General features: G+C 69.3%; 13 protein-coding genes. 6 read left to right on the top strand and 7 right to left on the bottom strand.

All coding sequences use genetic code 11. The features are described 5' to 3' along the window. Positions 1-7 precede the first annotated feature (7 nt). Positions 8-187, bottom strand: coding sequence for a hypothetical protein (locus tag KZ820_RS16715; protein WP_183944694.1), 180 nt, complete (start codon positions 185-187; stop codon positions 8-10). A 79-nt stretch (positions 188-266) separates the two neighbouring features. On the opposite strand from KZ820_RS16715, the gene KZ820_RS16710 reads away from it, so the two are divergent. The 3 genes from KZ820_RS16710 (at position 267) to KZ820_RS16700 (ending at position 4,072) form a co-directional block, all read left to right on the top strand. Then, on the top strand, positions 267-1,277 hold the full coding sequence (locus KZ820_RS16710) for a ligase-associated DNA damage response exonuclease (protein ID WP_219749785.1): 1,011 nt from the start codon (positions 267-269) through the stop codon (positions 1,275-1,277). A gap of 122 nt (positions 1,278-1,399) precedes the next feature. Next, positions 1,400-3,043 (top strand): S10 family peptidase, encoded by a 1,644-nt coding sequence (locus tag KZ820_RS16705; RefSeq protein WP_219749783.1) that lies wholly within the window; start codon positions 1,400-1,402, stop codon positions 3,041-3,043. 219 nt (positions 3,044-3,262) lie between these two features. After that, positions 3,263-4,072: a S1/P1 nuclease gene (locus tag KZ820_RS16700; protein WP_219749781.1), complete on the top strand. Its 810-nt coding sequence runs from the start codon at positions 3,263-3,265 to the stop codon at positions 4,070-4,072. A 1-nt stretch (position 4,073) separates the two neighbouring features. Here KZ820_RS16700 and KZ820_RS16695 read toward each other — a convergent pair whose 3' ends face one another. Both KZ820_RS16695 and mgtE read right to left on the bottom strand, forming a co-directional pair. Further along, on the bottom strand, positions 4,074-4,481 hold the full coding sequence (locus tag KZ820_RS16695; protein WP_219749779.1) for a DUF1489 family protein: 408 nt from the start codon (positions 4,479-4,481) through the stop codon (positions 4,074-4,076). Positions 4,482-4,498: 17 nt separating this feature from the next. Next, positions 4,499-5,902, bottom strand: a complete 1,404-nt coding sequence (mgtE, locus tag KZ820_RS16690; protein WP_219749777.1) for a magnesium transporter — start codon at positions 5,900-5,902, stop codon at positions 4,499-4,501. 113 nt (positions 5,903-6,015) lie between these two features. Between mgtE and KZ820_RS16685 the strand changes: the two genes are divergently transcribed. Next, the gene (locus KZ820_RS16685) at positions 6,016-6,471 is read left to right on the top strand and encodes a peptidylprolyl isomerase (RefSeq protein ID WP_183922568.1); all 456 of its coding nucleotides are present in this window, start codon (positions 6,016-6,018) and stop codon (positions 6,469-6,471) included. A 255-nt stretch (positions 6,472-6,726) separates the two neighbouring features. Here the strand turns inward: KZ820_RS16685 and KZ820_RS16680 are convergent, their stop codons facing one another. Continuing rightward, positions 6,727-7,611, bottom strand: coding sequence for a LysR substrate-binding domain-containing protein (locus KZ820_RS16680; RefSeq protein WP_219749775.1), 885 nt, complete (start codon positions 7,609-7,611; stop codon positions 6,727-6,729). Positions 7,612-7,918: 307 nt separating this feature from the next. On the opposite strand from KZ820_RS16680, the gene KZ820_RS16675 reads away from it, so the two are divergent. Beyond that, the gene (locus KZ820_RS16675) at positions 7,919-10,213 is read left to right on the top strand and encodes a CDC48 family AAA ATPase (RefSeq protein ID WP_219749773.1); all 2,295 of its coding nucleotides are present in this window, start codon (positions 7,919-7,921) and stop codon (positions 10,211-10,213) included. A gap of 32 nt (positions 10,214-10,245) precedes the next feature. Here KZ820_RS16675 and KZ820_RS16670 read toward each other — a convergent pair whose 3' ends face one another. Next, positions 10,246-10,581 carry an antibiotic biosynthesis monooxygenase family protein gene (locus KZ820_RS16670; protein WP_219749771.1) on the bottom strand — a complete coding sequence of 112 codons (336 nt, stop codon included), beginning with the start codon at positions 10,579-10,581 and terminating at the stop codon, positions 10,246-10,248. A 151-nt stretch (positions 10,582-10,732) separates the two neighbouring features. Here KZ820_RS16670 and KZ820_RS16665 point away from each other — a divergent pair, with 151 nt between their 5' ends. Next, complete coding sequence (locus KZ820_RS16665; RefSeq protein WP_219749769.1) at positions 10,733-11,347, top strand: class I SAM-dependent methyltransferase; 615 nt, start codon at positions 10,733-10,735, stop codon at positions 11,345-11,347. A 191-nt stretch (positions 11,348-11,538) separates the two neighbouring features. Here the strand turns inward: KZ820_RS16665 and KZ820_RS16660 are convergent, their stop codons facing one another. After that, positions 11,539-13,065, bottom strand: a complete 1,527-nt coding sequence (locus KZ820_RS16660) for a peptide chain release factor 3 (protein WP_219749767.1) — start codon at positions 13,063-13,065, stop codon at positions 11,539-11,541. A gap of 487 nt (positions 13,066-13,552) precedes the next feature. After that, positions 13,553-14,230: an RlmE family RNA methyltransferase gene (locus KZ820_RS16655; protein ID WP_219749766.1), complete on the bottom strand. Its 678-nt coding sequence runs from the start codon at positions 14,228-14,230 to the stop codon at positions 13,553-13,555. Positions 14,231-14,243 lie beyond the last annotated feature (13 nt).

Raw genomic sequence — 14,243 nt, 5'->3', positions numbered from 1 at the left:
AACCGCGTCACGGCGTGCGCGCGCGATCCTCGGCCGACTGTTCCTTGTACAGCGCGCGCGTGGCATCCTCGGTGCGCGCCTCCTCGTGGCGGCTGCGACGATTGCGCAGGATCGCGAACAGCAGTGCCGCGACCAGGATGATCGGTCCGGCGATCACCACGAAGCTCCACAGGCCATCGCCCGCCATGTCACTCTCCGTCCGCTGTTTCTTGCCTCCGCCAACGTCCCCGCGGTGAACTTCGATCCGCCGCCGCGGTTGTTCCGCCATGGCGACCCGCGCACCGACGCTCGGCGACTGGCTCGAGCCGCACCCCAACGGCATCTACGTGCGCCCGGCCGACGCCTGGATCGATCCCTCCACGCCCGAGCCGCGGGCGCTCGTCACGCACGGCCACGCCGACCACGCGCGCGGCGGCCACGGCGAGGTCTGGGCCACGCCCGAGACGCTCGCGATCATGGCGGCGCGCTACGGCGAGCAGAACGGGCGCCCGGTCGGCTACGGCGAGGCGATCCGGCTCGGCGAGGTCGAGGTCGGCTTCGTTCCCGCCGGCCACGTGCTCGGCTCGGCACAGATCGTGCTCGACCACCGCGGCGAGCGGGTCGTGGTCTCGGGTGATTACAAGCGCCGCGCCGACCCGACCTGTGCGGCGTTCGAGCCGGTGGCGTGCGACGTCTTCGTCACCGAGGCGACCTTCGGACTCCCCGTCTTCCGCCACCCCGACACCGGCGACGAGATCGACAAACTGCTCGAGCGGCTCCACGCCAACCCGGAGCGCTGCGTCGTCGTAGGCGCCTATGCGCTCGGCAAGGCACAGCGCGTGATCGCGGAGCTGCGCGCGCGCGGGCATGCGGCGCCGATCTACCTCCACGGCGCGCTCCAGCGGTTGTGCGATCTCTACGAGGAGCTCGGCGTGCGGCTCGGCGAGCTGCGTCCCGCAACCGGGGCGGCGAAGGCAGACATGGCCGGCCATGTCGTGATGTGCCCGCCCTCGGCGCTCAACGACCGCTGGGCGCGTCGCCTGCCCGACCCGATCACCGCGATGGCGAGCGGCTGGATGCGCGTGCGTCAGCGCGCGCGGCAGAAGAACGTCGAGCTGCCGCTGATCCTCTCCGACCACGCCGACTGGGACGAGCTGACCGCGACGCTGGCCGAGATCGCGCCCAAGGAGGTGTGGGTGACGCACGGGCGCGAGGAGGCTTTGGTCCACTGGTGCATGACTCGCCAGATTCGCGCGCGCGCGCTGGCGCTGTCGGGGTTCGAGGACGAGGACGACTGAAGCGGGGGGCGGCGGCGGTCTCCTCCGTTCAGGCGCCAGGTTGCGCCCGACAGTCGCACGCGCTTGCCCCCGCCCTCGTCAGGCGATTAGACAGCGTCACTCACGTAAATTGGGGGAATATCATGCGCCTCGGTCTCGCCGCCGCCCTGCTCGCCGCCGCCGCTATGCCCGCCGCCGCGCAGGAGAAGGACGTCGCGCCGTCCAAGCAGTCCGCCAAGACCAACGCCGAGGCGCAGAAGGCGGCGGTCGAGGGCGCCTATGCCAACGCCCCAGTCGACGAGCGCGAGGAGCGCTCCAAGGGCGCGGTGACGGTCGGCGGCCGCAAGCTCGGCTATACCGCCACCGCGGGCACGCTGACGCTGCGCGATCTAGAGGGCAAGCCGACCGCGTCGATGTTCTACACCGCCTACACGCTCGACGGGACCAAGCCGGGCACGAAGCGGCCGATCACCTTCTTTTACAACGGGGGCCCCGGCAGCCCGACCTTCTGGCTTCACATGGGCTCGTTCGCGCCGGTGCGGCTTCAGACCGGCAACCCCGAGTTCATCCGCCCGGCCCCCTATGACTTCGGCCCCAACCCCTACACCCTGCTCGACAAGACCGACATGGTGTTCCTCGACGCGATCGGCGCGGGCTATTCTCGCCCGCTCGGCGACATGAAGCCGGGTGCCTTCTACGGCGTCGACGAGGACGCCGACGCCTTCGCCAAGGCGATCCTGCGCTATGCCACCAAATACGGCCGGTGGAACTCGCCAAAGTTCATCTTCGGCGAGAGCTACGGCACGCTGCGCTCGGGCGCGTTGGCCTATCAGCTGCAGGACCGCGGCATGGCGCTCAACGGCGTGGTGCTGCTCAGCTCGATCATGAACTACGGCTATCGCCAGCCTGGGCTCGACCAGGTCTATCTCAACTATCTGCCGAGCTATGCCGCCACCGCCTGGTACCACAACCGGCTGGCGAACCGACCTGCCGACGTCGCCACGATCGTCCAGCAGGCGCGCGACTTCGCGGTGGGGCCGTACATGTCGGCGCTCGCCAAGGGACAGAACATCTCCGACGCCGAGCGCGATCAGGTGGCACAGCGGATGAGCGAGCTCATCGGCCTGTCGCCCGACTTCATCCGCCGTGCCAATCTGCGGATCGACCTGCCCCGCTTCCAGAAGGAGCTGCTGCGCGGCACGCGCCAGACGGTCGGCCGCTTCGACTCGCGCTACATCGGCACCGACAGCGACGCCGCCGGCGAGCGCCCGGAGACCGACGTGTCGTCCGACGCGATCTCGGGCGCGTTCATCGCCACCTTCACCGACTATGTGACCCACCAGCTCGGCTACAAGACGGACATGCCCTACCGTCTCTCCGCGCGCGACGCCGCGGGCTGGACGTGGAACTGGAAGCACGAGTCACCGCTGCGCGGGGCGGGGCCGCAGAACAACCCCAACACCGCGATCGACCTGGCCGCGGCGATGCGCGCCAACCCCTATCTTCAGGTGCTGTCGATGAACGGCTGGTACGACATGGCGACACCCTTCTTCGGCACCGAGAACGACCTCGGTCACATGATGCTCGAGCCGAGCCAGCGCGGGAATCTGCGCTTCGTCTATTACCCCGCGGGGCACATGACCTACCTCAACCCCGAGGCGCTGGTGGCGATGAAGCGCGACCTGTCGGACTGGTACGACCGTGCGCTCGCGGTGGCCCGCTCGGACGCGCCGCCGGCACGGGGCGCGGTGTCGGCGGCGGAGGCGCCGGGGTCTTCGCCCAACTGAGCGCGCGCCGTTCCCCTCCTGCCAACATCCTGAGCGTGTCCCAAGATCCATCATCCCGCGAACGCTTCGGCGCCTGATGGTGTGGCAACGTGGATCCTGAGCCGAGTTCAGGATGGCGCCAACTGGGAGGGTGCGAGCCACGGCGAGAGTCAGCTAAGCTCCTGTCCGCCAACGCCGAAGCACATTTACTAAGCTCTTAACCATGGGCAGAGGCGGCGCATGCCTGCCCTGCCCTCGCGCGCGCTCGTCGCGCTCCTCGCCGCGCTCGCGGCCACCCTGCCGAACCCCGCCTTCGCCTGGGGCAAGACCGGCCACCGCGTCGTCGCGCAGATCGCCGACGCGCGCCTGACCTCGCGCACGCGCCAGGCGGTGAAGGCCATCCTGGGCGTGGAGACGCTCGCCGAAGCGGCGAACTGGCCCGACACGATGAAGTCCGACCCCTCGCCGTTCTGGCAGCGCCAGGCGTCGCCGTGGCATTACGTCACTGTACCCGCGGGCAAGACCTACGCCGACGTCGGCGCCCCGCCAGAGGGCGACGCGGTCACCGCGCTCACCCGCTTCAGCGCCACGCTACGCGACCCGCGCACGGCGCTCGCCGAGCGGCAGGCCGCGCTGCGCTTCGTCGTCCACATCGTCGGTGATCTTCACCAGCCGCTCCACACCGGCAACGGTACCGACCGCGGCGGCAACGATCGCAAGGTCACCTTCTTCGGCCGCGCCACCAATCTCCACTCGGTATGGGACTCGGCGCTGGTCGACGACGAGCAGCTCTCCTTCACCGAGATGTCGGCGTGGCTCGGCGCGCGAGTCACGCCGGCGGCGGCACGCGACTGGGCTTCCACCGATCCGCGCGTCTGGATCGCCGAGAGCGCCGCGTTGCGCGACCGGATCTACCCCGCGGCGGGGCAGGACACGCTGTCCTACGCCTATGTCTACGAGAATACGCCGCGCATGGAGCTCCAGCTGGAAAAAGGCGGGGTTCGGCTCGCCGCCTATCTCAACCAGCTGTTCGCCGCGCGACCTCGCTGACTCAGAGCAGCGCCAGCGCGCTCAGCTCGGCCGCGAGTGCCGGGGGCAGCGCCGCGATCCCCTCGCCCGCCGCGCCGCCGAGATCGACCGGCGCGTCGCCCGCCTCGAGGTAGCGCCAGCCCTGGTGCGCGCGGCGCGGCAGGGCCAGCACGAGCCGCAGTTCGGGATCGATATGGATCGCCACGCGCCCACCCTCGGCCTCGCCGAAGCGCAGGATCGGCGAGCGCGCCACCAGCTGGTGCTTGATGATCCAGTAGAGCGAGCCCTGTCCCGCTACTTCCTCGTGGCGCTTGGGCAGGTAGCGGGTGGTGAGGAACACGGGTCCGGCGGCGGCACGCGCGCGGAGGCGCTCGGCGAGCAGGTCGACGCTCGCCGCGCCGAACGCGACCTTGGTGAGATGGAGCGGCATTCTCTCGCCGATGTGGGTCAGCCGCCGAGGCCCCACAAGGTGGCGAGGCCGAGGAAGGAGAGGAACCCGCCCGTGTCGGTCAGCGTCGTCACGAATACCGCGGAGGATACGGCGGGATCGATGCGGAACCGGTCCAGCGTCACCGGCACCAGCACGCCACCCAGCCCGGCGAGCAGGTTGTTGATCACCATTGCCAGCGCCATCACGAGCGACAGCTGCTCGTCGCCGTAGACGATGTAGCTGCCCAGCCCGACGAGACAGCCGAGCGTCGCGCCGTTGACCGCGGCGATGCGAAGCTCGCGCATGATCATCCGCGCGGTGTTGGTGTCGGTGAGCTGGTTGGTCGCGATCGCGCGCACCACCACCGCCAGCGTCTGCGTCCCGGCGTTGCCGCCCATGCCAGAGACGATCGGCATCAGCACCGCGAGGACCGCGTAACGCGCGATCGCGCCCTGGAAGAGCCCGACGACCGACGCCGCCACCATCGCGGTGGCGAGGTTCACCACCAGCCAGGTCAGCCGCGTCTTCACGGTGAGCCGGATCGGCTCGTTGATGTCGCCCTCGCCCGCGCCGGAGAGCAGCAACGTGTCTTCGCCGGCTTCCTGCTGGATGATATGGACTACGTCATCCACCGTGATCATGCCGACCAGCCGCCCCACGCCGTCGATCACCGCGGCGGAGATCAGCGCATATTTCTGGAAGCGGAGCGCGACCTCCTCCTGGTCCATGTCGACTGGGATGAGCGTCTGCTCGCGCTGCATCACGTCGGCGATGGCGACCGAGCGTGGCGCGCGCAGCACCCAGCTGAGCATGCAGGTGCCGACCGGGCGATGCGCCGGATCGACCACGTAGATCTCCCAGAAGTCGGTGGTCAGCCCGTCGTCGCGGCGCAGATAGTCGAGCGCGTCGCCCACCGTCCAATGTTCCGGCACCGCGATCAGGTCGCGCTGCATCAGGCGACCGGCGGATTCCTCGGGATAGGACAGCGCCTCCTCGATCGCGGCGCGATCGTCCGGTTCCATCGCGCGGAGGACCTCGCGCTGGTCCTCCGGCTCCATGTCCTCGATGATCGCGACCGCGTCGTCGGTGTCGAGCTCGCTGGCGATGTCCGCCACCTGGCGCGCGTCGAGCGCGTCGATCAGGCTCTCGCGGACGTAGTCGTTCATCTCCGCGAACACGTCGGCGTCGACCAGGTCGGCGATCGCGGCGGCGAGGTCGCGGCGACAGTTCTCGGGCGTCAGCTCGAACAGGTCGGCGATGTCGGCGGGGTGGAGCGGCTCGACGAGCGCGTGCGCCTCGGCGACGTCGCCGGCCTGTACCGCGTCGATCACGGCGCGGACGAACTCGGGCTTGAGCCGGTCGTCCTCGTCCATCCGGTCGTCGGCGGCCTCGATCGGATCGGCCAGCTCGCTCTCGCTCATGCGCCGCCGCCTCCTGTTCGTGCCGGACCGCACCGCCCTACCGCGCGTTCGCACCATTTGCCAGCCGCGCGCCCAGCCACTAACGCGCCCGCATCGTACCGAAAGGATCTTCCATGGCCGATACTTACTCCACGCTGACGATGACGCTCGAGGGCGGTGACGTCACCATCCGGCTTCGCCCCGATCTGGCACCGGAGCATGTCGCGCGCATCGCCGAGCTGGCCAATGACGGCTTCTACGACGGCGTCGTGTTCCACCGCGTGATCCCGGGCTTCATGGCGCAGGGCGGCGATCCCACCGGCACCGGCATGCACGGCTCGGACAAGCCCAACCTCAAGCAGGAGTTCAGCAAGGAGCCGCACGTGCGCGGCACCTGCTCGATGGCGCGGACGATGGACCCGAACTCGGCCAACTCGCAATTCTTCATCTGCTTCGACGACGCGCGCTTCCTCGACGGCCAGTACACCGTCTGGGGCGAGGTGACCGAGGGCATGGAGCTGATCGACGCGCTGCCCAAGGGCGAGCCGCCGGCCAATCCGGGCAAGATCGTGTCGATGAAGGCGGCGTAAGGCCCTCTTCGCGCGAGAGGGGGCGTGATGGGCGGTGACGCGCCATCGCGCTTCCCGTCGCATCGGGCGGCGCCGTTCCTTGCGCCCCCTTCCGTCATCCCCGCGACGGCGGGGATCCAGACGCGCGGCGACCGCGGCTCGAACCGCGACGGTAGCGCATCTGGTTTCCTGCCTTCGCAGGAATGACGGTGGTCGGGCGCCCAAGATGATGATCGAGAGGCGAAGGCGAGCGCCTCTACCGTTGTCTCTCCCCCCTCACTCCTGCCGCAACGTGCGGATCAGCCAGTCGCGGAAGAGTCGCACCGGCTTGGTCTGCAGCGCGCGCGGGCGGCAGGCGAACCAATAGCTGTACGGGCTGGTGACATCGATGTCGAAGAGCCGCACCAGCCGCGGATCATTGGCGTCCTGGAAATGGTTCTCGTGCATGAAGGCGATGCCGAGCCCCTGCGCCGCCGCCTCGAGAATCAGCGCGCCCGAGTCGAAATAGTCGATCGCGACCGAGTCGACCGCGGGCACGCCGGCGGCCTGCGCCCAGGCGGCGTAGGTGTCGGGCATGTCGCGGTGGAGCAGGATCGTGTGGCCCTCCAGCTGCTCGGGGGAGCGTAGCGGACGCGGCCCCTCCAGCAGCGATCGCGCGCCGATCGGATAGACCATGTTGCGGTCGAGCCGCTCCGAGTAGAGCAGCGGATCCACATCGCGCGCCACCACGATCACCGCGTCGAGGCCCTCGCCCAGCCGTCCCAGCGCGTTGCCGCCGGTATCGATGTCGAGGTGGAGTTCGGGATGCGCGATGCGCAGCTCGCCCAGGCGCGGGAACAGGCGCTGTGAGGCGTAGAGCGGCAGCACGCCGAGTCGCAGCCGAAGCACCTCGCTGCCGCTGGTCATCGCCTCGATCGCGTCGGACAGGCCGTCGAGCACGGGCGCGATCGCGGCCAGCAGCCGCTCGCCGTCGGTGTTGGGCACCATCGCCTGGTGGCGCCGGTCGAACAGCGGGCGCGTGAGGAAGCGCTCCAACGTCTGGATCCGACGACTGAGCGCTGGTGGCGAGAGCGCCAGCTCCTGCGCCGCGGCCTTGATCGAGCCGAGGCGAGCGACGGCGACGAACGCCTCGATCGCGGTCAGGGGCGGCAGGCGGCGCATGGTCGGTTCAACTTCGGTCCTGCGCCGGAAGATGGGACCCACACGCCTCGGCGCAAGCGTGCGAGCGAGTTCGAATGCAATTTTTGCAACTATAGCGCTATCATTCGCACTTGCACAATGGTTTGTTGCCGCGCATCTAGGGCGGGCCTTTCAGGCATCCTCTCCTAAAAACTTTCATAGGCCGCTCCTCGTTGAGCGGCCTTTTTTTCGTCTTCGTCAGACCCGTGGCGGCGAGTGTCACTCTCGCAATCCGGAACCCTGGCCCTATCTCCTGCGCTCGACCGCGCGAGCGAGGAAGGGCAGCAGGATGGCGGACGCCGAACCCCGAGTGATCAAATTGCAGGTAGCGAACGCGCGCCCCGAGGACAGCGGTCGCGGCATCGCGCATCTGCCGCGCTCGGTGCTCTCCGCATTGGGCCTGACCGACGGCGACGTGGTCGAGATCGTCGGCAAGAAGACGACCCCCGCGCGAGCCGTCGGTCCTTACGCCGAGGACGAGGGTCTCGAGATCATTCGGATCGACGGCCTACAGCGCGCCAATGCCGGCGTCGGTTCGGGCGATTTCGTCGAGGTGCGCCGCGTCGAGAGCAAGGCGGCGACACGAGTCGTCTTCGCCCCCGCGCAACAGAACCTGCGATTGCAGGGCTCGACCACCGCGCTCAAGCGCACCTTCTTCGGCCGGCCGCTGTGCGCGGGCGACGTCGTCGCCACCGCCGGGCATCAGCGCGTCTCGAACATGCCGCCGGGCATGGAGCGCTACATCAACGCGCCCGCCTACGCGCTGCAGGAGATCCGCCTCTCGGTGGTGTCGGCCAGCCCCAAAGGGGTCGTTCACATCGACGAGAACACCGAGATCGAGCTGCGCCCCGAATATGAGGAGCCCGAGGCGGCACGCCGCGCCGATGTCACCTACGACGATATCGGCGGCATGGCGGCGACGATCGACCAGCTGCGCGAGATGGTCGAGCTGCCGCTGCGCTATCCCGAGCTGTTCCAGCGGCTCGGCGTCGACCCGCCCAAGGGCGTGCTGCTCCATGGCCCGCCCGGTACCGGCAAGACGCGGCTGGCGCGCGCGGTGGCGAACGAGTCGGATGCGCAGTTCTTCCTGATCAACGGCCCCGAGATCATGGGCTCGGCCTATGGCGAGTCGGAGCAACGGCTGCGCAGCGTGTTCGAGGAGGCGACCAAGGCCGCGCCCTCGATCGTCTTCATCGACGAGATCGACTCGATCGCGCCCAAGCGCGGGCAGGTCTCTGGCGAGGCGGAGAAGCGCGTCGTCGCGCAGTTGTTGACGTTGATGGACGGGCTCGAGGCGCGCGCCAATGTCGTGATCATTGCCGCCACCAACCGCCCCGAGGCGATCGACGAGGCGCTGCGCCGCCCCGGCCGGTTCGACCGCGAGATCATCGTCGGCGTGCCCGACGAGCGTGGCCGGCGCGAGATCCTCGGCATCCATACGCGCGGCATGCCGCTGGGCGACAAGGTCGACCTCGACGAGCTGGCGCGGACCACCTTCGGCTTCGTCGGCGCCGACCTCGCCGCGCTGACGCGCGAGGCGGCGATCGAGGCGGTGCGGCGGATCATGCCGCGGCTCAACCTCGAGGACCGCAGCATCCCGCCCGAGGTGCTCGAGACGCTGGCGGTGACGCGCGAGGATTTCCTCGGCGCGATCAAGCGCGTCCAGCCCTCCGCGATGCGCGAGGTGATGGTGCAGGCGCCGACCACGCAGTGGAGCGACGTCGGCGGCCTCGACGACGCGCAGATGCGGCTCAAGGAAGGCGTCGAGCTGCCGCTCAAGGATCCGGACGCGTTCCGGCGGCTCGGCATCCGTTCGGCCAAGGGCTTCCTGCTCTACGGGCCGCCGGGCACCGGCAAGACGCTGCTCGCCAAGGCGGTGGCGCGCGAGGCGGAGGCGAACTTCATCGCCACCAAGTCGAGCGACCTGCTGAGCAAATGGTACGGCGAGAGCGAGCAGCAGATCGCCCGGCTGTTCCAGCGTGCGCGTCAGGTGGCGCCCTGCGTGATCTTCATCGACGAGCTCGACAGCCTCGTCCCCGCGCGCGGCGGGGGTCTGGGCGAGCCGCAGGTGACCGAGCGCGTGGTCAACACCATCCTCGCCGAGATGGACGGGCTCGAGGAGCTCCAGTCGGTGGTGGTGATCGGCGCGACCAACCGGCCCAACCTGGTCGACCCGGCGCTGCTGCGACCGGGACGCTTCGATGAGCTGATCTACGTCGGCATGCCCGACCAGGCCGGGCGGCGGCGGATCCTGTCGATCCAGACGCAGAAGATGCCGCTCGCCGATGATGTCGACCTCGACGCGGTGGCGCGCCGCACTGAGCGCTTCACCGGTGCCGATCTGGAGGACGTGGTGCGCCGCGCCGGCCTGATCGCGCTGCGCGAGTCGCTCCAATCGCGGCAGGTGACCGCGGCGCATTTCGACCGAGCGCTGGAGGAAAGCCGCGCCAGCGTCACGCCAGAGGTGGAGCGCGATTACGAGCAGATGGCGGCGCGGCTGAAGCAGGAGGCCAATGCGATCCAGCCGCTCGGCTTCATCATGCCGGGCCAGCTCACCCCGCGTGGGCCGAAGGGTACGGACTGAGTTCGAGATCCTCCCCGCCGCGCGGGGAGGATCTAGACGTCGCCCAATCGCCAGCGGTAATCCCGCGTTACCGACGCGACCGTCACCGCGAAGTCGTCATACCAGCGCTCCCGCCCCTGCTCACGCGTCGCGGCATGTTCGGGATGGTCGCGCCAGGCGATCGCGCTCGCCTCGTCTGCCCAGTAGCTGAGCGTGATCCCCAGCCCGTCCGCGTCGCGCACGCTGTCGACACCACGATAGCCCGGCTGTGCCGCCGCGAGCGCGTCCATCCGCGCCGCCGCCGCGGCATAGCCTGGCTCGTCGCGGCCGTTCCGGTGCGAGACGAACGTCACCACGACCTGCCCGATCCGCTCGCCGCCGTCCCGCATTCGCCCGCTCCCGCTGCGCCAACGGCCGGGCGAATAGGCGCTTGGGGGCGGGCCGCAACCCCGCTATGGCAACCCGCGCGCTTGCAAGGCGTTCGTCATCGGGGTGACACGCGACTGTCACCTTCAAGGTTCGGGAGCGACATCTTTCCACATGCCTAGTTCGACCAACGCCATGCGGCGCAACCGCAGCAGAGCCGCCGGCGTGCCCGGTCCCTGGCAGATGTTCTTCACCGGGTTCCTCAAGCATCCCGTCATGGTGGGGTCGATCATCCCCTCTTCGGACCGGCTGATCGCCAAGATGCTCGGCCCGGTCGACTGGGCGAACTGCAAGCTCTTCGTCGAATATGGTCCCGGCGTCGGCACCTTCTGTCGCCCGATCCTGGAGAAGATGGCGCCCGACGCGACGCTGATCGCGATCGACACCAACCCCGATTTCATCCGCTACCTGAATCACACGATCACCGACTCGCGCTTCGTCGCGGTCCACGGCTCGGCCGCGGACGTCGAGGCGATCGTCCGGGAGCATGGCCATGAGGCGGCGGACTATGTCCTCTCCGGCCTGCCCTTCTCGACGCTGCCCGATGGGGTCGGCCCCGCGATCGCGGCCGCGACGCAGCGCGTGATCCGCACCGGCGGCGCCTTCCTGGTCTACCAGTTCAGCCCCAAGGTCCGGGACTTCATCGCGCCGCACTTCGCGCGCATCGACCACGACATGGAATGGTGGAACGTACCGCCGGCGCAGCTCTACTGGGGCTGGAAGGACTGAGGCGGGTGGGCGCCGCCCGCTCGGCGTCCTCCTGAACTCGCGGCAGGACCCACTCGTCCGAGAGCACCGTCGGCGGTTGAGAATGCGGCACGGTGAATCCTGAGACGAGCTCAGGATGACGGCAGCGAGTGGGGCGTCGTTTGCGCTCACGCCCCACGCGTCGGTGTTGGCTTCACGTGAAACACCCCGCGTCACCGCTCCCGCGTCGCGGCGAAGCGCACCTTGGCATAACGATCGGCGATATAGCCGACCTCCCACGCGCTCTTCGCCAGGAACACCGGGTTGCCGTCGCGGTCCTTCGCCATCGCGCCGCGATTGAGGTCCATGAAGTCCTTGAGCGCGGCGGGGTCCTCCGCCGATACCCAGCGCGCGGTATCGAATGGCGCGGGCTCCAGCGCCGCCGCCACCTTATATTCCACCTCGAGCCGCGACAGCAGCACCTCGAGCTGGAGCTGCCCCACCACGCCGATGATCCAGTTGGACCCGATCTCGGGGTAGAAGACCTGCGTCACCCCCTCCTCGGCCATGTCGTCGAGCGCCTTGCGCAGCTGCTTGGTCTTGGTCGGATCCTTGAGCTGGACGCGGCGCAGGATCTCGGGCGCGAAATTGGGCAGCCCGGTGAAGCGCACGTCGGCGCGCTCGCTCAGCGTATCGCCGACCCTCAAGGTGCCGTGGTTGGGGATGCCGATGATGTCGCCGGGGAAGGCCTCGTCCGCCACCTCGCGGTTCTGCGCGAAGAACAGGATCGGCGAGTGGACCGCGATCGGCTTGCCGTGGCCGGTCGGCGTCAGCTTCATGCCGCGCTTGAACGTGCCCGAGCATAGCCGCATGAACGCGATGCGGTCGCGGTGATTGGGGTCCATGTTGGCCTGAACCTTGAAGACGAAGCCGGTGACCTCGTCATTCTCCGGCGCGACCGGCGCGGGCTCGGCCGGCTGCGGGCGCGGCGCAGGGGCGTGCTCGGCCAGCGCCGCGATCAGCTCGGCGACGCCGAAGTCCTTGAGCGCCGAACCGAAATAGACCGGGGTGAGATCGCCGTGGCGATACGCCGCGGGGTCGAAGGCGGGATAACCGATCTGCGCCAGTTCGATCTCCTCCTGCCAGCGCTCGGACAGAGCGGGCGAATCCTCGACCGTGCCGAGGAAGGCGCGGCTGTCGCCCTCGGGGCGGCTGATCCGGTTGGACGCGAGGTCGAGCACGCCCTCGAACTCCCCACCCATGCCGATCGGCCAGCTCATCGGCGACACGTCGAGCGCGAGCATGTCGGCGATCTCGTCGAGCAGCTCGAACACCGGCCTGCCCTCGCGGTCGACCTTGTTGACGAAGGTGATGATCGGCACCGAGCGCAGCCGGCACACCTCGAACAGCTTGCGCGTCTGCGGCTCGATCCCCTTGGCGGCGTCGATCACCATCACCGCCGAGTCGACCGCGGTGAGCGTGCGGTACGTGTCCTCCGAGAAGTCCTCGTGGCCCGGCGTGTCGAGCAGGTTGAAGGTGATGCCGTCATGCTCGAACGTCATCACCGAGGAGGTGACCGAGATGCCGCGCTGCTGCTCGATCTTCATCCAGTCCGAGCGCGCGCGCCGATTCGCGCCGCGCGCCTTGACCTCGCCGGCGAGATGGATCGCGCCGCCGAAGTACAGCAGCTTCTCGGTCAGCGTGGTCTTGCCCGCGTCGGGGTGGGAGATGATCGCGAAGGTGCGGCGAGGCGAGGTCATGCGGGGATCCGGGTCGGGGCGCGCGCGGCGCGAATGTTGAGAACGTTGAGTCGCTGGGCGGTGTCGGGCTGGGCGGGAGCGCGAATGTTGCGAATGTTGAGTCGCTGGCGGATGGGCGGCGGTGGCGGGAAGGGGCGGTGGGGCGAGGGAGCGCCCCGCCGCGGGTGCCGATAGCAAAGCGCGGCGATGTGGGACAGGGGCGGCGCGGTGGATGGCTGGCGCGCGCTTGTCTCCGTCGCGGCGGCGCTTCGAGACGAGGCTTCGACAGGCTCAGCCTCGCCTCAGCGCGAGCGGTCAGAGTGTGTAGCCACGGATGTTGAGGCGGCACAGCTCCGCTTCTCCGTGCTCCACTCCCCCGTTCGTGCTGAGGAGCCGCTGAGCTCGTCGAAGCGGCGTCTCGAAGCACCTGGCACGCTGATACGAGCGCGAGCTTGGGCTGTGCGCCTGCGAGGCTTCCACGGATGGAAGGGCGCGCCTGCCGCCACCCTCACTCCTCCGCCGGCTCGCCGCGCCCCTTGAACCCCTGCGCCACCACGAACCACTCGACCGAGCCCTTGCGGCTCGCGGGCGGCTTGGCGTGCTTCACCGCGGTGAAATTGCGCTTCATCTCCGCCACCAGCGCCGAATCGGCGCCACCCGCGAACACCTTGGCGACGAAGGTCCCGCCCGGGCGCAGCACGTCGACCGCGAAGGCGAGAGCGGTCTCCACCAGCGCCATGGTGCGCAGCGCGTCGGTCTGCGGGTGCCCCACCGTGTTGGCGGCCATGTCGGAGAGCACCAGGTCGGGCGCGCCGCCCAGCGCCGCCATCAGCTCGCCCGGCGCGGAATCGTCCATGAAGTCCATCTCGAAGATGGTGACGCCGTCGATCGGGTCGACCGGCAGCAGGTCGATCCCCACCACCGCGGCGCCCGGCGCCTGGCGCCGCACCACCTGGCTCCACCCGCCCGGCGCGATCCCGAGATCGACCACGCGCTTGACGCCCTTGAGCAGCCCGAAGCGCTCGTCGAGCTCGATCAGCTTATAGGCCGCGCGGCTGCGATAGCCCTCGGCCTTGGCGCGTCTGACATAGGGGTCGTTGAGCTGACGCTCGAGCCAGCGGGTGGATTGCGCGCTGCGGTTGCGCGCGGTCTTGACGCGTTGGCGTCCCGCTCCCGTGCCCCTCACGCGTCGCTACGTC

The organism is Sphingomonas citri, from assembly GCF_019429485.1.
Lineage (GTDB): Bacteria > Pseudomonadota > Alphaproteobacteria > Sphingomonadales > Sphingomonadaceae > Sphingomonas > Sphingomonas citri.
This window is presented reverse-complemented; position numbering and strand designations above follow the sequence as displayed.